Annotated in this window: 22 protein-coding genes and 3 pseudogenes; 15 read left to right on the top strand and 10 right to left on the bottom strand. The window is 62.0% G+C overall.

The genetic code is table 11. The annotated features are described in order from the left end of the window. Window positions 1-278 precede the first annotated feature (278 nt). The 5 genes from fecI (at window position 279) to ydfG (ending at window position 5817) form a co-directional block, all read left to right on the top strand. A complete protein-coding gene (fecI, locus tag SERRSCBI_RS11000; RefSeq protein WP_033650469.1) occupies window positions 279-803 on the top strand; it encodes a ferric citrate uptake sigma factor FecI in 525 nt (174 codons plus the stop codon). Continuing rightward, entirely contained in the window at window positions 800-1756 is a 957-nt protein-coding gene (fecR, locus tag SERRSCBI_RS10995) for a ferric citrate uptake sigma factor regulator FecR (RefSeq protein ID WP_042784431.1), read from the top strand. Before fecI ends, fecR begins: the two co-directional genes overlap by 4 nt. Window positions 1757-1870: 114 nt before the next feature. Continuing rightward, window positions 1871-4222: a TonB-dependent Fe(3+) dicitrate receptor FecA gene (gene fecA, locus SERRSCBI_RS10990; protein ID WP_042784430.1), complete on the top strand. Its 2352-nt coding sequence runs from the start codon at window positions 1871-1873 to the stop codon at window positions 4220-4222. Between the two features lie 198 nt (window positions 4223-4420). Further along, entirely contained in the window at window positions 4421-4942 is a 522-nt protein-coding gene (locus SERRSCBI_RS10985) for a GNAT family N-acetyltransferase (RefSeq protein ID WP_042784429.1), read from the top strand. Between the two features lie 125 nt (window positions 4943-5067). Beyond that, window positions 5068-5817 (top strand): bifunctional NADP-dependent 3-hydroxy acid dehydrogenase/3-hydroxypropionate dehydrogenase YdfG, encoded by a 750-nt coding sequence (gene ydfG / locus SERRSCBI_RS10980; protein ID WP_033642989.1) that lies wholly within the window; start codon window positions 5068-5070, stop codon window positions 5815-5817. A gap of 36 nt (window positions 5818-5853) precedes the next feature. Here ydfG and SERRSCBI_RS10975 read toward each other — a convergent pair whose 3' ends face one another. Next, window positions 5854-6180, bottom strand: a complete 327-nt coding sequence (locus SERRSCBI_RS10975) for a YnfA family protein (RefSeq protein WP_033650474.1) — start codon at window positions 6178-6180, stop codon at window positions 5854-5856. Between the two features lie 148 nt (window positions 6181-6328). Here SERRSCBI_RS10975 and SERRSCBI_RS10970 point away from each other — a divergent pair, with 148 nt between their 5' ends. Both SERRSCBI_RS10970 and SERRSCBI_RS10965 read left to right on the top strand, forming a co-directional pair. After that, window positions 6329-6697, top strand: a complete 369-nt coding sequence (locus SERRSCBI_RS10970) for a DUF1283 family protein (RefSeq protein ID WP_033633135.1) — start codon at window positions 6329-6331, stop codon at window positions 6695-6697. An 89-nt stretch (window positions 6698-6786) separates the two neighbouring features. Then, window positions 6787-7086 carry a DUF1161 domain-containing protein gene (locus SERRSCBI_RS10965; RefSeq protein ID WP_042784427.1) on the top strand — a complete coding sequence of 100 codons (300 nt, stop codon included), beginning with the start codon at window positions 6787-6789 and terminating at the stop codon, window positions 7084-7086. A 51-nt stretch (window positions 7087-7137) separates the two neighbouring features. Here SERRSCBI_RS10965 and SERRSCBI_RS10960 read toward each other — a convergent pair whose 3' ends face one another. Next, window positions 7138-8625, bottom strand: coding sequence for an MDR family MFS transporter (locus tag SERRSCBI_RS10960; protein ID WP_033642987.1), 1488 nt, complete (start codon window positions 8623-8625; stop codon window positions 7138-7140). A 509-nt stretch (window positions 8626-9134) separates the two neighbouring features. Between SERRSCBI_RS10960 and SERRSCBI_RS10955 the strand changes: the two genes are divergently transcribed. The 5 genes and pseudogenes from SERRSCBI_RS10955 (at window position 9135) to clcB (ending at window position 13895) form a co-directional block, all read left to right on the top strand. Beyond that, entirely contained in the window at window positions 9135-9851 is a 717-nt protein-coding gene (locus tag SERRSCBI_RS10955; protein WP_033642986.1) for an ABC transporter permease, read from the top strand. A gap of 64 nt (window positions 9852-9915) precedes the next feature. Next, entirely contained in the window at window positions 9916-10773 is an 858-nt protein-coding gene (locus SERRSCBI_RS10950) for a glycine betaine ABC transporter substrate-binding protein (protein ID WP_227711513.1), read from the top strand. 9 nt (window positions 10774-10782) lie between these two features. Beyond that, complete coding sequence (gene osmW / locus SERRSCBI_RS10945; RefSeq protein WP_015377782.1) at window positions 10783-11433, top strand: osmoprotectant ABC transporter permease OsmW; 651 nt, start codon at window positions 10783-10785, stop codon at window positions 11431-11433. Continuing rightward, window positions 11430-12458: pseudogene (locus SERRSCBI_RS10940) on the top strand (ABC transporter ATP-binding protein); the annotation flags it as partial. The gene osmW and the pseudogene SERRSCBI_RS10940, both read left to right, overlap by 4 nt. A gap of 151 nt (window positions 12459-12609) precedes the next feature. Then, window positions 12610-13895: pseudogene (clcB, locus tag SERRSCBI_RS10935) on the top strand (voltage-gated ClC-type chloride channel ClcB). Here clcB and SERRSCBI_RS10930 read toward each other — a convergent pair. After that, complete coding sequence (locus SERRSCBI_RS10930; protein ID WP_042784426.1) at window positions 13892-14284, bottom strand: helix-turn-helix domain-containing protein; 393 nt, start codon at window positions 14282-14284, stop codon at window positions 13892-13894. The pseudogene clcB and the gene SERRSCBI_RS10930 sit on opposite strands and share 4 nt — an antisense overlap. 69 nt (window positions 14285-14353) lie before the next feature. On the opposite strand from SERRSCBI_RS10930, the gene SERRSCBI_RS10925 reads away from it, so the two are divergent. Next, window positions 14354-14848: a DUF2938 family protein gene (locus SERRSCBI_RS10925; RefSeq protein ID WP_042784425.1), complete on the top strand. Its 495-nt coding sequence runs from the start codon at window positions 14354-14356 to the stop codon at window positions 14846-14848. 5 nt (window positions 14849-14853) lie between these two features. Here the strand turns inward: SERRSCBI_RS10925 and bioD are convergent, their stop codons facing one another. The 3 genes from bioD to SERRSCBI_RS10910 form a co-directional block, all read right to left on the bottom strand. Further along, window positions 14854-15519: a dethiobiotin synthase gene (bioD, locus tag SERRSCBI_RS10920; protein WP_033642979.1), complete on the bottom strand. Its 666-nt coding sequence runs from the start codon at window positions 15517-15519 to the stop codon at window positions 14854-14856. A gap of 144 nt (window positions 15520-15663) precedes the next feature. Beyond that, on the bottom strand, window positions 15664-16881 hold the full coding sequence (locus SERRSCBI_RS10915; protein WP_033642978.1) for an ROK family transcriptional regulator: 1218 nt from the start codon (window positions 16879-16881) through the stop codon (window positions 15664-15666). Between the two features lie 159 nt (window positions 16882-17040). Further along, the gene (locus tag SERRSCBI_RS10910; protein WP_033642977.1) at window positions 17041-17931 is read right to left on the bottom strand and encodes a LysR substrate-binding domain-containing protein; all 891 of its coding nucleotides are present in this window, start codon (window positions 17929-17931) and stop codon (window positions 17041-17043) included. 148 nt (window positions 17932-18079) lie between these two features. Here SERRSCBI_RS10910 and SERRSCBI_RS10905 point away from each other — a divergent pair, with 148 nt between their 5' ends. Then, window positions 18080-19348 carry an MFS transporter gene (locus tag SERRSCBI_RS10905; RefSeq protein ID WP_169539675.1) on the top strand — a complete coding sequence of 423 codons (1269 nt, stop codon included), beginning with the start codon at window positions 18080-18082 and terminating at the stop codon, window positions 19346-19348. Window positions 19349-19398: 50 nt separating this feature from the next. On the opposite strand, the pseudogene SERRSCBI_RS10900 reads toward SERRSCBI_RS10905, so the two are convergent. Both SERRSCBI_RS10900 and SERRSCBI_RS10895 read right to left on the bottom strand, forming a co-directional pair. Then, window positions 19399-20684, bottom strand: a pseudogene (locus tag SERRSCBI_RS10900) (glycoside hydrolase family 10 protein). A gap of 126 nt (window positions 20685-20810) precedes the next feature. Further along, on the bottom strand, window positions 20811-22607 hold the full coding sequence (locus tag SERRSCBI_RS10895; protein WP_042784424.1) for a glycoside hydrolase family 3 protein: 1797 nt from the start codon (window positions 22605-22607) through the stop codon (window positions 20811-20813). Between the two features lie 366 nt (window positions 22608-22973). Here SERRSCBI_RS10895 and tus point away from each other — a divergent pair, with 366 nt between their 5' ends. Further along, the gene (gene tus, locus SERRSCBI_RS10890) at window positions 22974-23912 is read left to right on the top strand and encodes a DNA replication terminus site-binding protein (RefSeq protein WP_042784423.1); all 939 of its coding nucleotides are present in this window, start codon (window positions 22974-22976) and stop codon (window positions 23910-23912) included. On the opposite strand, the gene SERRSCBI_RS10885 is transcribed toward tus, so the two are convergent. Together SERRSCBI_RS10885 and SERRSCBI_RS10880 are read right to left on the bottom strand one after the other, a co-directional pair. After that, complete coding sequence (locus SERRSCBI_RS10885; RefSeq protein ID WP_028128189.1) at window positions 23902-24270, bottom strand: VOC family protein; 369 nt, start codon at window positions 24268-24270, stop codon at window positions 23902-23904. The genes tus and SERRSCBI_RS10885 overlap by 11 nt on opposite strands. Window positions 24271-24360: 90 nt before the next feature. Further along, window positions 24361-25050: a YafY family protein gene (locus SERRSCBI_RS10880; RefSeq protein ID WP_042784422.1), complete on the bottom strand. Its 690-nt coding sequence runs from the start codon at window positions 25048-25050 to the stop codon at window positions 24361-24363. Window positions 25051-25070: the final 20 nt, after the last annotated feature.

Raw genomic sequence — 25070 nt, 5'->3', positions numbered from 1 at the left:
ACAATTGATTGGTAATTAACCTAAAAGCATAGACCGGCGAAAGCGAATAAGACCCACGCTCAGTCTTCGACGGCGGATAAATAGCAACCGTTTGCTTGCCGAAATAACACCGCGCCGATGCACCTTTAATGGGCAAACGACGCTCTTTACGACCGTCCGCTTTATTTCAACGCCGCGTCCGGGGGCGGAACCCCAGCCTGGAGGCAACGGCCAAACTTGAAACGATAACTATTCTCAATTATCATCCGCGCATCTTTTTGACCAGCAATGCGAAAACCATGTCCGCCACCGCCTCTGCCCCGCACGCCGCGCTGTCGCGCCTTTACGCCACCCACCACGCCTGGTTGCAGGGATGGTTGCGTCGGCGGCTGGGCTGCGCTTTCGACGCGGACGATGTGGCGCAGGACACCTTTATGCGCCTGCTGAAAAGCGACGCCGCGGCGACCCTGCGCGAGCCGAAAGATTTTCTGGTCACCGTCGCCAAGCGGGTGATGGTCGATCTGTTCCGCCGCAGAACGCTGGAGCGCGCCTATCTTGAGATGCTGGCGCTGATCCCGGAAGGCTACGCCCCGTCGCCGGAGCAGCGCCAGAGCCTGCTGGAAAGCCTGCAGCAGATCGACGCCATGCTCGACGGCCTGGGGCCGAAGGTAAAGCAGGCCTTTCTGTTGTCGCAGCTCGAAGGCCTGGGCTATGCGGACATCGCCGCGCGCCTCGGCGTGTCGGTCAGTTCGGTTAAAAAATACATGGCCAAAGCCACCGAGCATTGCCTGCTGTTCAGCCTCGAAAACGACGTTTATTCATGAGCAACGCCATCACCCCCGAGCAGCGCCAGGCGCTGAAAATGGCCGCACACTGGTATGCCCTGCTGTGCGACGAGCACGTCACCGAACGCCAGCGCCAACAGTGGCAAGCCTGGCACCAGCAGCATGACGATCACCGCTGGGCCTGGCAGCGCGTCGAAGCGTTGCAGAGCCAGCTGCAGGGCGTGCCGGGCAAATTCAGCTATCGCGCGCTCGATCGCGCCGGCCGTCAATCGGCGATCGATCGCCGCACCCTGCTGAAAAGCCTGCTGCTGTTGCTCGGCGTGGGCGGCGGCGGCTTCTTCTATCGGTCGCCACTCGGCCAGGAGCTGCGCGCCGACTACCGCACCGCCACCGGCGAAATCAAACCCATTGTGTTAAGCGACGGCACCCAGCTGGTGCTGAACACCGCCAGCGCGGTGGACGTGCATTACGACGATCGCCAACGGCTGATCCGCTTGCACGCCGGGGAAATCAGCCTGGTTACCGGACGCGATGCCCGGCCGCTGTGGGTGCAGAGCCCGCAAGGGGCGATGCGCGCGCTCGGCACCCGTTTTTTGGTGCGCGAGAGCGGCGGCGAAACGCGCCTGACGGTGCTGGAGCATGCAGTCGAAGCGCAGCTGGCGCAAGACGCGCAACAAAAGCGCCGGGTGAACGCCGGCGAACAGATAAGCTTCAGCGCGGCGGCCTTCAGCGATAAGCAACCGGCTACGGCGGAAGACGGCTGGCTGCACGGGGTGCTGAGCGTCAGCCAGTGGCGGCTGGACCGGGTGATCGCCGAACTGGCGCGCTATCGGCGCGGCCACCTGAGCTGCGATCCGGCCGTTGCCGGCCTGCGCGTCAGCGGCAGTTTCCCGCTCAACGATACCGATCGCGCCCTCGCCCTGCTCAGCCAGACGCTGCCGGTACGCCTGCAAAGCTTTACCCGCTATTGGTTGCAAATCGTCCCCGCCTGAATTTTTTAAATGAAAATGATAAAAAATCGCATTCTTGATTGTCCCTTTTGCTTTGCTCATCCGACTCCCAGGAAAACACTGCAGCAATAAATAAAAAATGATTCAGGAGAAGGTATGAACAACGCTTGGGGAAAGGTCGCTCCGGCTTCGCTTTGGGGAAAACGTGCCACGCCGCTGGCCGTGGCCATTGGCCTGGTATTCGCTGCACCGCAGATGGCGAGCGCCGCCAGCGCCGCTGCCGCCTATCACATTCCGGCCGGTGAGCTGGACGGCGCGCTGAACGCTTTCGCCGCGCGCGCCGGCATCGCGCTCTCGGTAGACGGCGCGCTGACCGCCGGTAAACGTTCGCCGGGCCTGAGCGGCAGCTACGGCGTCGATGACGGCCTGAACGCCCTGCTGGCGGGCAGCGGCCTGCAGGCTAAAGCGCTCGGCAACAACGGCTACACGCTGGCCAAACTGCCACAACCGCAGAAAGAAGAGGACATCACCGTGGTCGGCGACTGGCTGGCGGAAGGCCGTCAGGCAGACGTGTTCGAGCATCCCGGCGCGCGCGACGTAGTGCGCCGCGAAGACTTCGTCAAAACCGGCACCACCACCGTGCGTGAAGCGTTGAACCGCGTGCCGGGCGTGGTGGCGCCGGAGAACAACGGCACCGGCAGCCACGATATGGCGCTGAACTTCGGCATACGCGGCCTCAACCCGCGCCTCGCCAGCCGCTCCACCGTGCTGATGGACGGCATCCCGGTGCCCTTCGCCCCTTACGGCCAGCCGCAGCTGTCGCTGGCGCCGGTCTCGCTCGGCAATATGGATGCGATTGACGTGGTGCGCGGCGGCGGCGCGGTGCGCTATGGGCCGCAGAGCGTCGGCGGCGTCGTCAACTTCGTTACCCGCGCCATCCCGAAAACCTTCGGCCTGGAGGCCGGCATGCAGGGGCAGCTCAGCCCGACCTCGCGCCAGGATCACCCGAAAGGCACCGGCAACCTGATGATCGGCGGCACCGCCGACAACGGCTTCGGTGCGGCGCTGCTTTACTCCGGCACCCGCGGCAGCGACTGGCGCGAGCACAGCGCGACCAAGATAGACGACGTGATGCTGAAAAGCCGCTACGCCCCGAACGAGGTGCACACCTTCAACAGCCTGCTGCAATACTACGAAGGCGAAGCGAACATGCCGGGCGGCCTGAGCCGGGCGGACTACAACGCCAACCCGTTCCAGTCTACGCGCCCGTACGACAAGTTCTGGGGCCGCCGCCAGTTGGCGAACTTCGGCTACCAATATCAGCCTGATCAGCAGCATAAGTTCGACGTACAGAGCTTCTACACCTACACCCTGCGCAGCGGCTATCTGGATCAGGGCAAGAACCTGACGCTGTCGCCGCGCGAATACTGGGTGCGCGGCGTAGAACCGCGCTACAGCCAAAGTTTCCGCTGGGGAGATTCTGCCCATGAGGTCGGCGTCGGCTACCGTTACGTCAGTGAATCCACCCATGAGCTGCGCTACACCAGCAAGGCCAGCACCGGCAGGCTGCCGTCCACCGCCAGCCCGTACGATCGCGACACCCAGTCCGGCACCGAGGCGCACGCCTTCTATCTCGACGATCGCATCGACATCGGCGACTGGACCATCACGCCGGGCATGCGCTACGAGTACATCAAGTCGTATCAGAACAACTACATCAAGAACAACCGCCTCGACGTCAGCTATAACGCGCCGCTGCCGGCGTTGAACGTGATGTATCACCTGAACGAATACTGGAACCTGTACGCCAACACCGAAGGCTCCTTCGGCACCGTGCAATACAGCCAGATGGGCAAGGCAGTCGACAGCGGCAAGATTGAACCGGAGAAGGCGCGCACCTGGGAGCTGGGCACCCGCTACGCCGGCGATGCGCTGACCGGCGAGATCGGGCTGTTCCTGATCAACTTCAACAACCAGTACGATTCCAACCAGGTGACCGACAGCGTGACCGCGCGCGGCAAAACCCGCCACGCCGGGCTGGAAGGCAGCCTGCGTTACGATCTGTCGCAGCTGACGCCGAAACTGGACGACCTGACCGCCTACGCCAGCTACGCCTACGTCAACGCCACCATCCGCGAAGACGGCGGCTACAAGGGCAACCAGGTGCCGTTCTCGCCGAAGCATAAAGGCACCCTGGGGCTTGACTACACGCCGGGCAACTGGGCGTTTAACCTTAACGGCGAGTTCCAATCCAGCCAGTTCGCCGACAACGCCAACACCGTGGCGGAAAGCGCCGACGGCAGCACCGGCCGCATTCCCGGCTATATGCTGTGGGGCGTGCGCGCCGCCTATGATTTCGGCCCGGAAATGGCCGGCCTGAATCTGGGCGTCGGCGTGAAAAACCTGTTCAACCACGAGTATTTCACCCGCGCTTATGACGACAACAACAAAGGTCTGTACATCGGCCAGCCGCGCACGATTTATCTGCAAGGTTCGGTGAAGTTCTGATCCTCAACGGCGGGCGCGGTTAACCGTGCCCGCCGCCTTTCCCGTCAACGTGACGACGTCACATAAACCGTTCCTCCGCGTCGCCGCAACGGCGAAAAATAAGTCGCTTCTGACGCCAATACGCGTAATATCGACGATCCGCCCCGATTTATGTGCGCGGATTTTTTGCCGTTATGGCCTGAAAAGCGAGGAAATAAAATGAATCACAATGACCTTTCTCAGTGCCGCGTTGACACCGACCGTTTGTTGATTGCCCCCTTTGCCGCAGCAGACGCCGACGATGTTTACCAGGCGATCACCCCCACGCTGACGCGCTTTATGACCTTTGAGCCGGAGGCGTCGCCGGAAGATTTCGCCAACGTTTGGCAAAGCTGGCTGCCGCTGATGCGCGAAGGCGAAGAAGTGATCTTCGTCGCCCGCCGGCGCGAAGACCGGCAGTTCGTCGGCGTCGGCGGCGCGCACAACCTGCGCAGCCCCACCCCGGAGCTGGGCATCTGGGTGAAAGAGAGCCTGCATGGCCAGGGCTACGGCCGCGAAATCGTGCAGGGCATCGCGCGCTGGGCCAGCGAGCGCTTTCAGCCGCCGCACTTTCTCTACCCGGTGGCCGAGCAGAATACCGCCAGCCGCCGCCTCGTCGAGTCGCTGGGCGGCGTGCTGGCCGGCAAACGTGAAAACATCAAGTATGACGCCGTGGTCTACCACCTGCCGCCTCAGCGCTAATCAGCATCGGGCCGCTGGCCCGGTGTGACCTTTTTTCCTTTCCGCCGTGATAACCGCTGCCACTGCCTGCGGGTTTGTGCTAATGATAGAAGCATGTAGGGTAAAAACAGTTGAGGAACAGCAACATGATTATATTTGTTACCGGCGCCACCTCCGGTTTCGGCGAGGCGATCGCACGCCGTTTTATCCGTGAAGGCCACCAGGTGATCGCCGCCGGGCGCCGCCTTGAGCGTCTTGAAGCGCTGCAGGAAGAATTGGGGGAAGCGCTGCACATCGTGCGGCTCGACGTGCGCAACCGTGCCGCCATTCAGCAGGTGATAGAAGCGCTGCCGGCCGAGCTGCGCCAGATCGACGTGCTGGTGAACAACGCCGGGCTGGCGCTGGGGCTGGAGCCGGCGCACAAGGCCAACGCCGATGACTGGGAAACCATGATCGACACCAACGCCAAAGGGCTGGTGAACATGACCCGCGCGCTGCTGCCCGCCATGGTCGAGCGCAACGTCGGCCACGTGATCAACATCGGTTCCACCGCCGCCAACTGGCCCTATGCCGGCGGCAACGTGTACGGCGCCACCAAGGCGTTCGTCAAGCAGTTTAGCCTGGGCCTGCGCGCCGATCTGCACGGCACGCGCATCCGCGTGACCGATATCGAGCCGGGCCTGGTGGGCGGCACCGAATTCTCCAACGTGCGCTTCAAGGGCGATGACGGCAAGGTCAATAAAACCTACGAAGGCGCCGATGCGCTGACGCCGGAAGACATCGCCGAGTCGGTATTCTGGGTCGCCACGTTGCCGGCGCGCGTCAACATCAACACGCTGGAAATGATGCCGGTCAGCCAGTCCTTCGCCGGGCTGAACATCCACCGCGGCGCCTGAGCCCTGTCGGCGGGAGGCAACTCCCGCCGTGTTTCCTCAGGCCGCGCGCCAGCCGGAAACGATAATCAGCATGCCCGCCAGCGCCACCCCGGCGCCGACCCAATCCAGCGTAGACAGCTTCACGCCGTCCACCACTCGCAGCCACAGCAGCGCCGTCGCCACATACACGCCGCCATAGGCCGCGTAGACCCGCCCGCTGGCCGCAGGATGCAGCGTCAACAGCCAGACGAACAGCATCAGGCTCAAGGCCGCCGGCAGCAGCAGCCAGGCGCTGCCCTGCTTCTTGAGCCACAGGTAAGGCAGGAAACAGCCGATAATTTCAGCGAGGGCGGTGGCGAAAAACAACAGCGTAGTTTTTAACATCGGTCGCAGTTTTCTCTCGATAAAGTAAACGAATCGGCGCTTGGCTGGTGAATTCCAGGAGCGCGGTGGTATATTTGTCACCACGCCTGCGGGCGAGGTAACGCCAGTGCCGCCTTCATCAGGCGCACTCACTCATAAGGATGAAACGATGAAAACATTTTCGACCCAACGACTGCTGCGCGGGATGCTGCCGGTCGCCATGCTGGCCGTAATGGGCGCCTGGCAGGCGCCGGCGCTGGCCGCCACCTGCACTCAGGGCAGCACCTGCGTCACCGTCGATGGCAAAGGCAGCGGCGCGATGAGCACCGAAGAAGCGCGCCAGAGCAAAGAGCAGTGGAATGATACCAAATCCCTGCGCCACAAGGTTAACACCCGCGTCGAGAAAGAATTCGACAAGATCGATCGCGCGGCGGATGACGAAGATCGCTGCAACGACAGCAACAACGTCAACGCCTACTGGGAGCCGGACACCCGTAAATGTCTGGATCGCCAGACCGGGCGTCGGATTAATCCTTAATCCGCCTGCGGCGGGCGGGCAAGCGTGAAACCCGGCCGCCGTTGCTGCTATCCTGTTACAGGAAGTCCATTGTCTAAAAGGATGACGTGATGAAAAAAACGCTGATATTAACCGCTGTGTTGCTGGCCGGCTCGCCGATAGCGGCCCTGGCCTCCTGCGAAAGCGTGAAAGCGGACATTTCGCAAAAAATCGTCAATAACGGCGTACCGGAGTCCGGCTTCAAACTGGAGATCGTGCCAAACGATCAGGCCGATCAAGCGGGCGGCCAGGTGGTCGGCCACTGCGAAAACGACACCCAGAAGATCGTCTACACCCGCCTGAACAACGGCGACGATCGCGGTGATGCGGCGCAGACCGGCACCAGCCAGGATACCTCCAACACGCAGTAAGCCGCACCGGCTACCAGGGCGCTCTGCAGCAGCGCCCGCTCCTTCTCTTCCTTACGCCTGTTCCGCCTCTTCCTCTTCGCCCTGCGGCCGACAACGCGCCGGGATCAGCATCGCCGCCGCCAGCGCCAGCAACGACACCAGCGCAGAAACCAGAAACACCCAATGCAGCGAAGCCGCCACTTGCTGGGTCAGCTGCGCCAACGCCTCGCTCCCCATGCTCTGGCGCACCGCCGGTTCCATCAGCCGCTGCACCGGATCGTCAATCTCCGGCAAACGCCACTGCAGGTTGAGATTCAGCGTCGCGCCCAAAATCGCGGTGCCGATGGCCGAGCCCACCATGCGGGTAAACACCGTACAGGCGGTGGCGATGCCGCGAATGCTGTAATGCGCCGCGTTCTGCACCGAAACCAGAAACGTGGTATTGCACAGCCCCATGCCGGCGCCGACCATAAACGCCGCCACCCGGCCCCACAGCAAGCCGCCCTCCGGCTGCAGCAGCAGCAAGATCAGGCCGCCCGCCACCAACAACAGCGCGCCCAGCAGCGCCGTGGCGCGGTACGAGGTCATCAGCATCAAGCGGCCGCTCAGCGTGCTGGCCAGCGGCCAGCCGATCGACATCAGGGCCAGCGTGGTGCCCGCCTCCAGCGGCGAGCCCCCCATCACGCCCTGAATGAAGGTCGGCAGAAAGGCGCTGATGCCCATCATCGCCGCGCCGATCACCAGCCCGCCGATGTTGCCGGCGACGATCACCCGGCTTTGCCACAGCGCCAACGGGAACAGCGGTTCGACCGCGCGCCGCTCCTGGCGGACAAGCAGCGCCAGCGCCGCTGCCGCCAGCGCAAACAGCGGCACCACCCACCAGCCCAGGCTTTCCATCTGCAACAGCGCCAGCAGCAGCGCCGAAACGAACAGCGTCAGCCAGGCGGTGCCGGCCAGATCCAGCGCGTGCTGGCGCAATGGCTGATGCGCCGGCAGATAGCGCCAGAGGAAGAACATCGCCAACAGGCCGATCGGCAGGTTGACCCAGAACACCAACGCCCACGGCAAATGCTGCACGATAAACGCCCCCAACAGCGGGCCGATGATCGCCGACACGCCCCACACGCTCGACAGGTATCCCATCACCTTCGGCCGTTCGGTGGCGCTGTAGATATCGCCGATGATGGTAGAGGCGATCGGCATGATGGCGCCGGCGCCCAGCCCCTGCAGCAGACGAAAGCCGATCAGCCAATACATGTCGGGGGCGAAACCGCACAGTACCGATCCCAACAGGAACAGCGTGGCGCCGAAGAAGAACACCCGCTTGCGGCCGTAGAGATCCGCCAGCCGCCCGTAGATGGGAATGGTGATCGCCTGCGACAGCAAATAGACCGCGAACACCCAGCCCAGCAGCGAGAAACCGCCGAGATCGCCGATGATGGTCGGCATGGCGGTGGCGACGATGGTGGCTTCGATCGCCGACATGAACATCGCCAGCATGCAGGCGATCAGAATCAGCGGGCGGTGAGCGATGGGTGCGGGTGAAACGTTATTTGTCATGGCGTTATGCAGGTTTCCTGGCGTTTTTGTTTTCCCTGAGTATATCAGCAAGCGCCTGCGCCGAGTCTATCCGCCCTCACATCCCGTCTTCGCCGACGGCGGATCGCACCATTTGGACTTGTTGTTACGGCGTAACGTTATGCGGCGGATTTTTTTCACTTTCCCCCACTCCCAGCGCTGACGCGGGCTGAGACGCCGATCGGCGCAAACTCAATCACCTGATTTTGTTCATAAAACTTGGCACGGTCAACGACAGGGTGCTATACCTTCCCTAGCCGGAGTCGTTGGGCTTCGTGCTTTCTCGGGTTTAAATATCAGTATCTTATGCTGATTAACTCACGTATTGAGCCTACGTTCAGCACGCTGTGCCGAACGCACCCTTCGCTCAATGTCGCTAACCTCATGCGAAACGCCCGTTTTGTACCGCCACGCCCGCCGGGCCGTGGGTAACAATCAGAGCGGAATGCGCCGTCTCGTCGGCCGCTCCGCGCAACGGAGGACGCAACATCATGCACAAGTCAGCGCCATACCGGCGCCTGCTCCTCGGGAGCCTGTTGTTTATCGCCGTCATCGCACTGCTGGTTTACGGCATCGGTTGGGACACCCTCAAGTCGCGCCGCGAAGATTTGATCTACCTCGGCCAACAACACATGTTCCTGGTGGCCTGCTCCATGCTGCTGTCGCTGCTGGTCGGTATTCCCAGCGGTATCTTGCTGAGCCGCCCTTTCGCCCGCCGCTGGGCGGAACACGTGATGCAAATCTTCAACGTCGGCAACACCCTGCCGCCGCTGGCGGTGCTGGCGCTGGCGATGGTGATCATCGGCATCGGCGATCGGCCGGCGGTGGTGGCGCTGTTCCTCGCCTCACTGCTGCCCATCGTGCGCAATACCTATGCCGGCCTGCGTTCGGTGCCGCCGGCGCTGGTCGAGGCCGCCAACGGTATTGGCATGACCGCCGGGCAGCGGCTGCGCCAGGTCGAACTCCCTAACGCGCTGCCGGTGATTTTCGCCGGGATACGCATCGCGATGGCGATTAACGTCGGCACCGCGCCGCTGGCGTTTTTGATTGGCGCCAGCAGCTACGGCGAGCTGATCTTCCCCGGCATCTACCTGAACGACTTCCCGACGCTGATCCTCGGCGCCGCCGCCACCGCGCTGATCGCCCTGCTGCTCGATCTGGCGCTGGCCGGTCTCGGCCGCCGGCTCAGCCCGCACACCGCATCCTGATGGGAGAAACGCGATGACTCGATGGTTACAACGCCTCCGCCACGCGCTGCTGTTCTCCTTGCTGATGACCGGCGCGGCCGCCTGGGCCGCCCCGCTGACGCTGGCGAGCAAGAACTTTACCGAACAGCGCATTCTGTCGGCGATCACCGTGCAATACCTGCGGGCCAAAGGTTTTCAGGTCGAACCCAAGACCAACCTGGCCACGGTGATCACCCGCAACGCGATGATCAACAAGCAGATCGACATGACCTGGGAATACACCGGCACCTCGCTGATCATCTTTAACCACATCAATAAGCGCATGACGCCGCAGGAAACCTACGACACGGTGAAAAAGCTCGACGCCAAACTCGGCCTGGTGTGGCTGCAGCCGGCGGACATGAACAACACCTACGCCTTCGCCATGCAGCGCCGGCGCGCGGAAAAAGAGCAGATCCGCACGATGTCGCAGCTGGTGGCCAAAGTGGAACAGGTGCGTAAAACCGACCCGAAACACAACTGGCTGCTGGGGTTGGATCTGGAGTTTGCCGGCCGCTCGGATGGCCTGAAGCCGATGCAGGCGCTGTACGACATGCCGCTCGACCGCCCGCAAATCCGCCAGATGGATCCCGGCCTGGTCTACAACGCCATTCGCGACGGCTTCGTCGATGCCGGGCTGGTGTACACCACCGATGGCCGGGTGAAAGGCTTCGATCTGCAGGTGCTGGAAGACGACAAAGGCTATTTCCCGAGCTACGCGGTCACGCCGGTGGTGCGCGCCGACGTATTGCAAAACACGCCGGGGCTGGAAGAGGCGCTGAACACGCTGTCGAAACAGTTCAATAACCAGGTGATCACCGAGCTTAACGCCAAGGTGGATATCGACTACCAGACGCCGCAACAGGTCGCCGACGCGTTTCTCAAGCAGCGCGGCCTGATTTAAGGAGGCATGATGAATACCTTACTCTACGCCTGGCAAAACTGGGCCTATATCGCCGGGTTGACGCTGGAACACCTGCTGCTGGTCGGCGTCGCCGTGGGTCTGGCGATCCTGATCGGCGTGCCGCTTGGCGTGCTGATCGTCCGCCACAAATGGCTGGCGACGCCGGTGCTGAGCCTGGCCACGCTGGTGCTGACCGTGCCCTCCATCGCCCTGTTCGGGCTGATGATCCCGCTGTTTTCATTGATTGGCCACGGCATCGGCTACGTGCCGGCGATCACCGCGGTGTTCCTCTACTCGCTGCTGCCGATCGTGCGCAATACCCACACCGCGCTCGACAATCTGCCCGGCGGGCTGCGCGAAGCCGGCCGCGGCATCGGCATGACGTTCTGGCAACGCCTGCGCTGGGTGGAAATCCCGGTGGCGCTGCCGGTGATTTTCGGCGGCATCCGCACCGCCGTGGTGATGAATATCGGCGTGATGGCGATCGCCGCGGTGATCGGCGCCGGCGGCCTCGGCCTGCTGCTGCTCAACGGCATCAGCAGCAGTGACATTCGCCAGTTGATTACCGGCGCCGTGATGATCAGCCTGCTGGCGATCGTCCTCGATTGGTTATTGCACCGCTTGCAAATTGCGCTAACGCCCAAGGGGATCCGCTCATGATTAAATTGGAAAATCTGACCAAACAGTTCATGCAAAAGAACGGCACGCCGTTCAACGCCGTCGACAACATCAATCTGGACGTGCCGGAAGGCGAAATCTGCGTGCTGCTCGGCCCTTCCGGCTGCGGCAAAACCACCACGCTGAAGATGATCAACCGCCTGATCGAACCCACCGGCGGCACCATTCTGATCAACGGCGAAGACACCAGCGCGCTGGATACCGTCAGCCTGCGCCGTAAAATCGGCTACGTCATCCAACAGATCGGGCTGTTCCCCAACATGACCATCGAGGAGAACATCACCGTGGTGCCGCGCATGCTGGGCTGGGACAAAAAACGCTGCCACGCCCGCGCCGAAGAGCTGATGAGCATGGTGGCGCTGGACCCCAAACGCTTTTTGCACCGCTACCCGAAAGAGATGTCGGGCGGGCAGCAACAGCGCATCGGCGTGATCCGCGCGCTGGCGGCCGATCCGCCGGTGCTGCTGATGGACGAACCCTTCGGCGCGGTGGATCCGATCAACCGCGAAACCATCCAGAACGAGTTTCTCGACATGCAGCGCCAGCTGAAAAAGACCGTGATGCTGGTCAGCCACGACATCGACGAAGCGCTGAAGCTCGGCGATCGCATTGCGGTGTTCCGCCAGGGCAAAATCGTGCAGAACGCCAGCGCCGATGAGCTGCTGGCGCGGCCGGCGAACGAGTTCGTCGCCTCCTTTGTCGGCCAGGATCGCACGCTGAAGCGCCTGCTGCTGGTGCAGGCCGGCGACGTGGCAGGCCAACAAGAGACGGTGACGGTGCGCCGGGAAACGCCGCTGGTGGAGGCGTTCGGGCTGATGGACGATATCGACGCCCGTTCAGTGACGGTAGTGGACGCCGACGGCAAGCCGCTGGGCTACGTCAAACGCCGTGAGGCGCGCGGCGCGCCGGGGGTGTGCGCCGACAGCCTGCACCGTTTCCGCGTCACCGCCCGCGCGGAAGAGAACCTGCGCGTGGTGCTGTCGAAGCTGTACGAACACAACACTTCCTGCGCCGGGTGTTGACGCCGCAATAACCCACGCCGGGGCGCTCGCCGCCCCGCCCATGCCGCAGTTTGCTAAAGATTCACTGGTCATCGGCCGGAGCGCCAAGCACAATGCGCTGATGACCCTTTGATTTTTCTCACGACGCCGCCCACGCATGAAAAGATTGGTCCATCTGCACCACTATCGCGCCCTGCTACGCAGCCTGTTTATCGCCGTGTTTATCGGCGTCGCCGGCTGTTCTACCGTTTGACGATTGACCTCGAGTGGCTGCTGCTCGGCAATGCCGACGGCAGCCTGGTGGCCGCCGCCGCCGCGCTGCCCGGCTGGCGACGCGCGCTGACGCCCGCGCTGGGCGGTCTGGCGGCGGGCCTGCTGCTGTATATTCACCAGCGCTACCGCCACCATCGCCCGGCGGCGCCCACCGACTATATGGAAGCGATTGAGACCGGCAACGGCAAGCTGGATACCGGCGCCAGCCTGGTGAAGTGTCTGGCGTCGCTGCTGGTGGTGTCGAGCGGCAGCGCCATCGGCCGTGAAGGCGCGATGATCCTGCTGGCGGCGCTGGTGGGATCGCTCTTCGCCCAGCGCTTTACGCACGAGAAAGAATGGAAACTGTGGGTGGCCTGCGCCGCCGCCGCCGGGATGGCCAGCGCCTACCATGCGCCGTTGGCGGGCAGCCTGTTTATCGCCGAGATCCTGTTCGGCACCCTGATGCTGGCCTCGCTCGGCCCGGTGGTGATCGCCGCAGTGAGCGCCCTGCTGATGACCAACCTGCTCAACGGCGGCCAGGCGCCGCTCTACCTGGTGACGCCGCTCGCCGCCCCCTTGCCGACGCAATACCTGCTGATGGCACTGGTCGGCGTGGTGGCCGGCGCCGGCGGGCCGCTGTTTTTGTGGTTGATGACCGCCAGCGGCCGCGCCTTCCGATCGCTGCGCCTGAAGCCGCCGTTGCAGCTGGCGTTGGGCGGCCTGATCGTCGGGCTGCTTTCGCTGCTGTTCCCGCAGGTGTGGGGCAATGGCTACAGCGTGGTGCAGGCGCTGCTGATCGCGCCGCCGGGGGTGTTGCTGCTGGGCGCGATCCTGGTGTGTAAACTGTTGGCGATCCTCGCCAGCAGCGGCTCGGGCGCGCCCGGCGGGGTCTTCACCCCGACGCTGTTCGTCGGCGCCGCGCTCGGATCGATAATCGGTCAGCTGTTCGGCCTGTGGCCAGGCATGGATGCGGCGGTGCCGCTGCTGCTGGCGCTGACCGGCATGGCCACCCTGCTGGCCGCCACCACCCATGCGCCGATCATGGCGGCGCTGATGGTGTTTGAAATGACCGGCGAATACGCGCTGCTGCCCGGCATTCTGCTCGCCTGCGTGATCGCCACCACCGTGTCGCGCGGCCTGCGGCCGATCTCGGTGTACCACACGGCGCCGCTGCCCAAACGCGAGGTTTAGAACTCACCCTGCTGCAATATTTTCCTGAACTGCGGGCACTGCAGGTGCTCGGGTTCAGGGCAATCGACCATGTGCCGCAGCCCGTCGCGCACCTGTATCAGGCGCTGGATATGGCGATCCAACTCATCCGCCCGCGCCGCCAGCAACACGCGATCGAGCGCGATTTTGCCCCGTTCGTCAAACAAGGCGCTCATCTCATCCAACTTAAAACCGGCCAGGCGCGCGAGGGCGATCAACCGCAGTTGATCGAGCACCCCGGCGGCGTATTGACGGCGCAAACCGTGGCGGCCTATCGACGCGATCAGCCCCTTTTTCTCGTAATGCCGCAGCGCAGAAGGCGCGACTCCGCTCAGGCGCGCCACCGCGCCGATATCCAGCTCTTTTGCCATTGACTTGAAGCCGACTTTAAGTTGCACACTGTGCGCACCTTATCACGTCACTGAGCCAAGGACACCCCTATGACCCCCGATTTGTTATTGCGCATTCTGTTAACCGGCGCCGGCGCCACCCTCTGCATGGATTTGTGGGCGTTGCTGCTGAAGCGGCACTTCGGCATCCCTTCCCTCGATTACGCGCTGGTGGGCCGCTGGTTTCTCGGCATGTTCGACGGCCGCTGGTTTCACGCCACCATCGTCACGGCGCCGCCGCGCCAGGGTGAGAGAAAAATCGGCTGGATACTGCACTACGCCATCGGCTTGGCGTTCGCCTTTATCCCGCTCGGTTTGGCGGGCATCGAGTGGTATGCGGCGCCGGAACCGCGCATCGCGCTGTTGAGCGGCTGGCTGAGCCTGGCGGCACCGTTTCTGGTGATGCAGCCCGCGCTGGGCTTTGGCGTGGCGGCGGCGAAAACCGCCAGCCCGCGCAGAGCGCGGCTCCTCAGCCTGCTCACCCACACGGTGTATGGGCTGGGCCTGCTGATCGCCGCCCGATTGTTGGCGACGTTCTGCGCCTGAATGGGCTACAGCAACGTGGAAATATCGAGGTAGTGCGCCAGTTCGCGCTGCTCCGCGCGCGGCAGATACGGAATTTCACCCAGCAGCGGCGCGGAAATGCGCTGCTGCAGCGCCGTGATGGTTTCGGCATAGTGCGCCAACCCCGGATTGATGCGGTTGGCCACCCAGCCCAGCAGCGGCAGGCCGTCGTTGATGATCGACTGCGCGGTCAGCAGCGCGTGGCTGACGCAGCCCAGCTTGATACCCACCACCAACACCACCGGCAGTTGCTCCTGCACCACCCATTCGGCGTACGGCCGCAGATCGTTCATCAGCACGCGCCAGCCGCCGCTGCCCTCTACCACCACCGTATCGGCTTTGGCGGACAGATCGCGCAGGCCGCTGCTCATCAGGCCGTAGTTGATGTCCTCGGTGGCATGCGCATGAAACACCTCATCCAGACAGGTGATGGGATTGATCTCCTCATAGCACAGCGGCAAGGTGGAAGATGCCTGCAACACCAAAGCGTCTTTATTGCGGATGCCCTCGCTGGTTTCCTGGCAGCGCGCGGCGATCGGCTTGTAGCCCGCGACCGAGCGGCCATCGGCGGCCAGCGCCTGCATCAACCCGCGGGAAACCACGGTTTTACCGACGTCGGTATCCGTGCCTGTCACAAATAAACGCTTCAACATGAATAAAATGCCCCAGAATGCCCCGTTAACAATGTATCGCCGCACCGGCGGCGAAGAAGTCTTGCGGAAAAATTCTAGGGGATGCCGCCACGTAGGGGCTTGAGGTAGCTCAATCTTTTGCGGGATTAATAAGAAGTTCTGATGTTAGCCTTGCAGCAGTTGCACCAACAATGAACCGTTATACAGCGCCTCTTTCACCAGCGCCGCGCCGGGCATGGTGCCCTGATTGAAGAACTGCGTGGATTCAACCTTGACCTGCTCGCTGTAGGCCGGCAGCGCCTGCTGGCGAATGCAGGAGGCGATGGCCGGGTGCAGGATCTCCGCCGCGCGGTTGAGCGGCGAACCCACCAGGATCTTCTCCGGATTGAACAGGTTGACCATGATAGCCAGAATGCGCCCCACGCTGTGGCCGACGCCGAGGATGATGTCCCGTGCCAGTTGATCGCCCGCCAGCGCGGCGTCGCACAGCGATTCAACGGTCAGCGGCGCGCCGTGCAGGCTGGAGCTCATCGAGCCGCTCAGCCGCTGCTGGGCGATCTCCAGCATGTTCTCGATGCTGGCCACGGTCTCGAGGCAGCCGTGGTTGCCGCAGTAGCAGCGTTTGCCGTAAGGATCGACCTGAGTGTGGCCGATCTCCACCACGCTGTGGCTGCCGGCATGCAGCACGTGGCCGCCGGTGATCACGCCGGCGCCGACGTTGTGGTCGATCACCACCTGAATCACGTTCTGGCTGCCGCGCGAGGCGCCGTACAACGCCTCGGCCATGGTCCAGGCGCTGATGTCGTGTTGCAAATAGACGGGCAGACCGGTCCGGGTTTCCAGCGCCGGGCCGAGCGGCATCTCCAGCACGTCGTAAAACGGCATGCGGTGCACCACGCCGGACTGCACGTCGATAATGCCCGGCAGCGTAATGGCGATCGCCGTTAACCGTTCCAGCTTGCTTTGATGGCGAATAAAGAATTGATCGACTTCGGTCAGGATGCGTTTCAGCAGCGGTTCGGGATCTTCGGCCGCCAGCGGCAGCAGCTCTTCCACCACCAGTTTGCTGCTCAGATCGCGCAGCGCCAGCGTGATGCTGCCGCGGCTGATGCGGGCGGACAGGTAGTGCCAGGCCTCGGTGTCCAGCACCAGCCCCACCGCCGGGCGCCCCCGGCTGCCGATTTCCTGGTACTCGGTTTCCTTGACCAGATGGGCTTCCAGCAGTTCGCGCACGATCTTGGTGATGCTGGCGGGCGCCAGCTGTGCGCGTTTTGACAGTTCGATGCGCGAAATCGGGCCCAGTTGATCGATTAGCCGATAAACCGCCCCCGCATTGGTCTGTTTGATTTGATCAATATGCCCAGGCTGCCCAACCGCAATCACAAACCGGCTCCTACTATTTTTCGCGCTTCTAAATAAAGACTAGGGGTTATGGTGGGGCTTTTGTCATACAGCGTCAACTATTTGATTCGTTATGTGATTTGCTGCACAAATTCCTCGCAATTTCAGCGCGAATTGATTTTTATTTGCCCAATCTCAACGTCATTTCAGCATCAACGCCATCAGCGCCTGCGCCGCGGCGGTCAGCGGCCGTCGGCGGTGATGCACCAGCCACACTTCGGTCGTGGCGTCGGGCTCCGCCAGCGGCAAATAACGCACGCCGTCCACCCGCACCCGGGCGAAAGACGCCGGCAGAATCGAGACCCCCAATCCGGCGGAGACCAAACCGATGATGGTCATCGCTTCCCCCACTTCCTGAGTGATATACGGGGTAATGCCGGCCTTGCCGAGCAGCAGCAGAATTTCGTCATACAGCGCCGTGCCCACTTCGCGCGAGAAGAACACGAACGGCTCCTGCGCCAGGTGTTGAAAACGCAGCGCGCCGCCGGGCGTTTCCGCCAGCGGATGCCCCTCCGGCACCACCGCCAGCAGCGGTTCGCGCAGAAGCAGCTGATAGTGCAGCGCTTCCGGCAGCCGCGTGTTGCGCATCACCCCCAGATCCAGCTCACCGTTCAGCAGCGGTTCGATCTGCTGTTTGGTGTTGATTTCGCGCATCTTGATGTGCACCTGCGGAGAATGCTGACGGAAAGCGCGCAGGCTGCGCGCCACCACGCCGATAAAGGGCGCGGAAGAGGTAAAGCCGATGGTCATTTCCCCCAGTTCGCCGCGATCCAGGCGCGCCGCCTTTTCCGCCGCGCGGCCGACCTGATCGAGCACCTGATAGGCTTCTTTGAGGAACATCTCCCCGGCCTGCGTCAAGCTGACGTTGCGGTTGTTGCGCGCCAGCAGCCGCGCGCCGACCATGTCCTCCAGCGCCTGGATTTGCTGGCTGAGCGGCGGCTGGGAGATACGCAGCCGCTCCGCGGCGCGGCCAAAATGCAGCTCTTCCGCCACGGCGATAAAGTAACGCAGGTGTCTCAACTCGATATTCATATTTAAAAAGTCTTAATTGTAATTATTAATATATTAGACAAAAAAAATCGCCGCTCCCTATCATTTTGTTATCTGCAAAGTGTCTGTTTATCTCCCCGAAGTTCGGTAAGGAAACGCTGTGACAACCCCTGTGCGTTCTGCGGCCGTGATGCCGTCGACGCTGGCCGCCAACGATGACGCGGCCGCTGCGCCAAAAGTAAAACGCTCCACCCTCAACAACAAACTCCCCTATATCGAACGCGGCACGCCGCAGTTTATGCGCGTAACGCTGGCGCTGTTTTCCGCCGGGCTGGCGACCTTCGCGTTGCTTTACTGCGTGCAGCCGATCCTGCCGGTGCTGTCGCAAGATTTCGGCGTCTCGCCGGCCGAAAGCAGCCTGTCGCTCTCGGTCTCTACCGGCCTGCTGGCGATCGGCCTGATGTTCACCGGGCCGCTGTCCGACGCCATCGGCCGTAAGTCGGTGATGGTGGTGGCGCTGTTGCTGGCGGCAGTCTGCACGCTGATTTGCGCCTTTATGACCAGCTGGCACGGCATTTTGCTGATGCGCGCGTTGATCGGCCTGTCGCTGAGCGGCGTGGCGGCGGTCGGCATGACCTATCTCAGCGAAGAGATCCATCCCAGCTTCGTCGCCTTCTCGATGGGGTTGTACATCAGCGGCAATTCGATCGGCGGCATGAGCGGCCGCCTGGTGACCGGGGTGTTGACCGACTTCTTCTCCTGGCGCGTCTCACTCGGGGTCATCGGTCTGTTCGCCCTCGCCGCCGCCTTCATGTTCTGGCGCATTCTGCCAGCTTCGCGGCATTTTCGCGCCAGCTCACTGCGCCCCCGCACGCTGCTGATCAACTTCAAACTGCATTGGCACGATAAGGGGCTGCCGCTGCTGTTCGCGGAAGGCTTTCTGCTGATGGGCAGCTTCGTCACCCTGTTCAACTACATCGGTTATCGCCTGCTGGCGGATCCTTATCATCTGAGCCAGGCGATCGTCGGCCTGCTGTCGGTGGTCTACCTCACTGGCTCCTACAGCTCGCCCAAGGCCGGCGCGCTCACCTCGCGCTTCGGGCGCGGCCCGGTGCTGCTGGCGTCGATCGTGATTATGCTGATCGGGATTCTGATTACCGCGTTGCCGCAGGTGCCGGCGATCTTTATCGGCATGATGCTGTTCACCGCCGGTTTCTTCGCCGCCCACTCGGTGGCCAGCAGCTGGATCGGCCGCCGTGCGCGCCGCGCCAAAGGCCAGGCGTCGTCGCTGTATCTGTTCTGTTATTACGTCGGCTCAAGCGTGGCCGGGACCCTCGGCGGCGTGTTCTGGCACAGTTTCGGCTGGAATGGCGTGGCGGCGTTCATCAGCCTGATGCTGTTGCTGGCGCTGCTGGTGGTGCATTACCTGAAGCGCCTGCCGGAAGCGGCGCGCCTGTGAATAAAAAAGCCGCGGTGGAATACCGCGGCTCGCTATGCCAATGCCGGTGATTATTGACCGGTTTTCCAGCGGGTGCGCAGGTACTCCACGGCCTTATCCGTTTGCGGCTCGGTCAGATAACGTTGCCGGAACAGGATGGTTCCCCCATCCCCGGCAAGCTCTCGTTGAGATCCAACTGCCTTTTCAGCTCGGGAACGCCGCCGTCGACGGTCCATGCCGGTTCGCTCGCCGATGGCGTGCCCACTTTATACAGCGCCACCCCGGCATAAAGCCGAACCGGCGTGTCTTTCACCACCTCGGCCCACCAGTTGGCCAGCACGTCGTAGCGAACTATTTCACGATCGAAAGGCCAGTACAGCTGCGGTGCTATGTAGTCGAGCAGCCCCAGTTTGACCCACTGGCGCGTATCGGCATAGGCCGCATCGTACGATGGCGCGCCGGCCTGAGTCGCCGAGCCGGCGGGATCGTCCGCTTTGTTTCGCCAGACGCCCGCCGGGCTGACGCCAAACGCGACAGCGGGCTTTAGCGCCCTGACGGTGGCTGAAACCTGTTTTATCAATTGCAGCGTATTGTCTCTTCGCCAACTGGCCTTGTCTGCAAACCCTTTGCCGTATTCGCGATACGTCTTTTCATCATCCAGCGGCGATTGCGGCGTCTCATAATAGAAATAATCGTCAAATTGAATGCCGTCGACGTCATAGTTTTTGACGACTTCAGCCACCACGCCGGTGATCCAATTGCGCACGTCGGGTAAGCCAGGATCGAGCGCAAAGCGGTCGTTGGCCGTACGTATCCAGTCGGGATGCAGCGCATAGACGCTGGCCGGCGGAGACTGCAGCGTTTGATTAAGCGCATCAATCGTTTGCTGCCGGGTATTCATGGAAACCCGATAAGGATTCAGCCAGGCGTGCACTTTGATGCCGCGCCGGTGCGCTTCTTTCAGCATAAAGGCCAGCGGATCGTAACCCGGATCCTGGCCCACGGTGCCGGTCAAGACCTCCGACCAGGGCAAGATGTCAGAACGCCACAGGGCCGTTCCGTCCGGTTTAACCTGAAAATACACCGTGTTAATCCCGGTTTTCACCATGTCGTCCAGTGCGTCCGTCAATGCCTGCTGCTGCAGGCGAATTCGCTCTGGCGCGGTTTCCGCTTTCAGGGAGGCCGCCGGCGGCCAGTCCAGCCCCATGACGGTGGCCAGCCAGATGCCCCGCATCGGTGTGACCGGCGGTGCAGGCTGCGGAGGCTTTTCCGGCTCAGGGGGTTTGGCGCATCCGCTCACGCCCAGCATGGCGGCCATCAACAGCCATCCGCCTAGTTTTGTTGCGCCTGTCGGCATAAATGTTCTCCTTCCGTGAGTGACGGTTATCCCATGTCGTATCGTGCAGAGCAAGAAACCGCCCGCTTTATCAACGCTATCCCGCGACCGGCGTCGCCCTTTCTGACGACGCCGGTACTTGTCCCATTACCAGCTCAGCCCCGTCCCGCGAGGGAACGCCACCTTGCCCGTATTGGTTTCCTCATCGTAGTCATGCCAGGTGTTGACCGGCAGTTTGCCGTGCGGTGTGATTTTCCCCGTCAGCACCTGTGCCAGAGATATCATCGAGGGACCGCGCCATACGCCGCTGTCATACCCGTAGTAAGAATAGGTGGCGACGGCTGCATCCACGTCTGCGGCATAGTTCACGATATCGTAAGGCGCGCGCAATGAGAGGTGAACGCGTTTTTTCCCCTGCTCGGCGGCGTATTTCAACCAGCCCGGGTAAGGGCTGCTGTCATTACCCGATCCGGTGGCAGCGGTAACGACACCATCCTGCTCGGCAGGCGTAAAGCGGGTCGAAAGCGTGCCGAGCAGGAACACGTCGCAATCGGCAATATGCGCCCTGATTTGGGCATCGCTCAGTTCCGTTTCCTTCGCGGCAACGACGTTCTGGTAGCCCTCCTGCGCCATCACGTTAGCGATGCCTTTGGCCTGCTCACCCCACGGGGTCAGGATAAAATAGCGCAGCGCCTTGTCTTTCAACGGCAGCAGGCTGTGGCGGTTAATGACCACGGTAATGGAGCGATCGGCGATGCGTTTTTCCAGCTTATGCGCTGAGGACGAAACGCTGCTGGAACAAGGGGCCTCGCGATGCCCCATCAGGTGATGGCGTAATTTGAGGCGCAAAATGCGCTCGACCGAAGCATCGATATCGGCCTCGTTGAGATGCCCTGTTTTCACCCGGTCCGCAAGGTAACGAATCAGGTCCGGCAGCAGGTTAGCCTGGGCCGGCGAAGCGATGCTGACAGGCATCAGGGCGATATCCACCCCGGCGGCAAAGACGTTTTCAGCCGCCCCTTGCTGGCTGAAATGCTCGGCAATCGCACCCATATCCAGCGCATCTGAAATCGTTACGCCGGCATAACCCAGCTCATCGCGCAGGATGCGGGTCTGAATTTCATGCGACATGGTGGCCGGCACCGTGATTTTTTCGCCGCTGCGGGTGTCGATCTGGCGGTTATCCAGCGCGGGGTACTGAATATGCGCGGTCATGACCATGTCCGGCGCCGCACAGCGGTCAATGGCCTGTTTGTAAGGCGCGATATCGATGGCAAACGCCTCTTCCCGCGTACGGTCGACGCGCGGCAAACCGGTATGCGAGTCGGTGGAGGTGCTGCCATGGCCAGGGAAGTGTTTGTAAGCGGTGATAAGCCCTTGCTGCTTCATCCCCGCCACCATTTTCTCGGCCAGGTGGGAAACGGCGTTCTTATCATCGCTGAAGGCGCGAACGTTAATCACCGGGTTGAACGGGTTGGTGTTGACGTCCACAACCGGTGCAAAGTTGGTATTGATATGCAACGCGCGCATATCCTGGGCCATCAGTTCGCCCTGTTCAACGGCGAGCTGTTTATCCGCGCCGCCCTCAATCGCCGCGGCGAGCGCCATATTGCCGGGGAATGAGGCATAGTCGCCGCGCGGCAGCCGGAAAACGTTACCGCCCTCGTTATCCGTGCCAATGAACAGGCGGATGCCGGCGTGGGTTTTCATCGCGGCATACCAGGCCGTTAACGTATTGATCTGCTGCTTATCTTTCAGATTATTGGCAAACAGGATCACCCCGCCCACATGGTTATCGGTGATCAGCTTGCCAATGGCTTCATCGGGAACGGTCATATCCTGATTGCTGCTACCGTTCCGATCCCAGTAGCGAAAATCCAGCATGATTTTTTGCCCGATCTTCTCTTCCAGCGTCATGTTTTTGACTTTCTGTTTAATATCCACAGTAAACCTCCTGTTAAAGCACCCGTTAATGACAGAAGAAAAGATAACCCCAAGGGCTCATAGCGTCCTGCCATTCTGTTTGTTCCAGCGTTTGGACAACGGCAAACGGGAAATGGATTAAACAGAAGACAAACGAACAGGAAAAAATCCATCAATGAATCAAAACCATAAGAAGAGCAGGTTTATTTTCGACAATCACACTTGCCCGCATGCGTAGCAGACGAGCGAGAGAATTCCCCCTGCTGCCCGCCCTATTTCCCCCTGGTAAGCCGGGCGGGCAGTTAAGCCGAGTATTGCCCCATTGCCGATGTTGCCCCCAGCCTGTTACTCTCCTATAGTATGTTGTAACTAAAAAAGGGGCATATGATGAGCAAATACGATGTGATTGGCCGGATGAACGCCTGCTTTGCCGAACTGGAGCAAGCTCTCGGCGCATTGCAGCAGCAGATAACCCCGCTGCGGCTGCTGGCGGCGCGGGTGTTTAGCCTGCCGGAGGTAGAAAAAGGCCAGGAACATCAGGCCATTTCGCATATCGCGGTCGAGCAGCATGTGGGGCAAGCGGCGCGCGATCTGGCGCTGGAACACTATCAGCGGCTCTTCATCCACCATAACCGTGAGAATGTCAGCAGCAAGGCCGCCGTGCGCCTGCCCGGCGTCATCTGTCTGGCGGTGGAGCAAGCGGAGTATCAGGCGCTGCAGGCGCAGCTGGCGCTGATCAACCGCCTGAAGGGCGAACTGGAGCAGATTATCACCGTCGATTCCGGCCTGGCGCCGGAGCAGCGTTTCGAATTCGTGCACACCCATTTGCACGGGCTGATTACCCTCAGCGCCTACCGCACCCTCACCGCCCTGACCAATCCCGACTCGGTGCGCTTCGGCTGGGCCAACAAGCACATCATCAAAAACGTCAAACGGGACGACATCCTGGCGCAGCTGGAGAAAAGCCTGAAAGCCGGCCGCGCGGTGCCGCCGCACAGCCGTGAACAGTGGGCCGCCCTGGTCAGCCGCGAGATAGACGATGTCAGCCGCCTGCCGCAGCATGCGACGTTGAAAATCAAGCGGCCGGTAAAAGTGCAGCCGATCGCCCGCGTGTGGTATCAGCAGCAGCAAAAACAAGTGCAACATCCCTGCCCGCTGCCGCTGATCGCCCTGTGTCAGGTTGAAAGCGGCGCTGCGGTGCCGAAGATCGGCGAACTGCTCAACTACGACGCCGACGCAGTGAAGCATCGCTACAAACCCGACGCCAGGCCGCTGCGGCTGCTGGTGCCGCGTCTGCATCTGTATACCGACGGCACTACTCGCTGAGGGCATATACCCGCAGGCGATGGCCGTCCGGATCCCGCGCCACAAAGGTGTAGCCGAATTCCATTTCGGTTGGCGTTTGCTCGATAGGCAGCCCGAGCTCGCGCCACTGGTTATAGCGCGCCTCCACCTCTTGCGGATCCTGGCATAAAAAGCCCAGTTCACCGCCGCCGCCGGTCAGCGTGGCGGCGGGTTTTACCCCCTGTTTGGCCCACATCCCGAGCTTGAAGCCGTTGTTGAGCACGAACAGGGCAAAGCCGGGAGAAAGCTCTACCGGCGCCTGCCCCAGCAGGCGTTGATAAAAGGCGGCGCTGTTGAGCGGGTTATCGACGTAAAGCAGGGTCATGCTGGGAAGGGTCATCGGTCTGTCCTCTGGGTGATGGGAACCGGTTGGTTCCCGATAGGCACAGACTAAAGGAGGCGACTGACAGTTTATGGCAGCAGCGTGTCGTTATTGTTCCGCAATGCCTTCGCTCAACCGCCACTCTTTCAACAGTCGCCGCCGGCCATGCGGATAACGCTGTTCAAGCGGCGTGGCGGCCTGAATGCGATCGAGGCGAAAATGACGAAAGGCCTGACGCAACTCACACCAGGCAACCAGCATCTGGAACTGGTCGAAAAAGCCCAGCGCAAAGGGCCACAGCAGGCGTTCGCTGCGCTGCCCCGCCAGGTCGAGATAGTCGATATGCAGCTTGCGCTCGCGGCGGATGCTGTCACGGATTAACACCCGCATCTCATCCGCCACCGGCGGCGACTGAGCCGGTGCGATAAGCAGCGTGTTGGCCTCCAGTTCCTCCCGCAGCGCCGTCGGCAGCACGTCGGCGATCTTGGCGAGCGCCTGGCCCGCGGCGCTCGCCAACTGGCTGTCGCCGCGGCGGCTGACCCAGCGCATGCCCAGCACCAGCGCTTCTATTTCCGCTTGCGAGAACATCAGCGGCGGCAGCATAAAACCGGGGCGCAGCACATAGCCGAGCCCCGCTTCGCCGACGATCTCCGCTCCCTGCTGCTGCAGCGTGGCGATATCGCGGTAAAGCGTGCGCATGCTGATGCCCAGCGTCTGCGCCAACGCATGGCCCGCCACCGGATAGCGGTGGCTGCGCAACAGCTGCATCAGATCGAGTAAACGTTGTGCGCGCGACATCTTAATTTCTCCATAAAAAA

It is taken from the genome of Serratia sp. SCBI, from assembly GCF_000747565.1.
Taxonomy (GTDB): Bacteria; Pseudomonadota; Gammaproteobacteria; order Enterobacterales; family Enterobacteriaceae; genus Serratia; species Serratia ureilytica.
The sequence above is the reverse complement of the archived record's forward strand: the minus strand, read 5'-3'. Positions and strand labels throughout refer to the sequence as shown.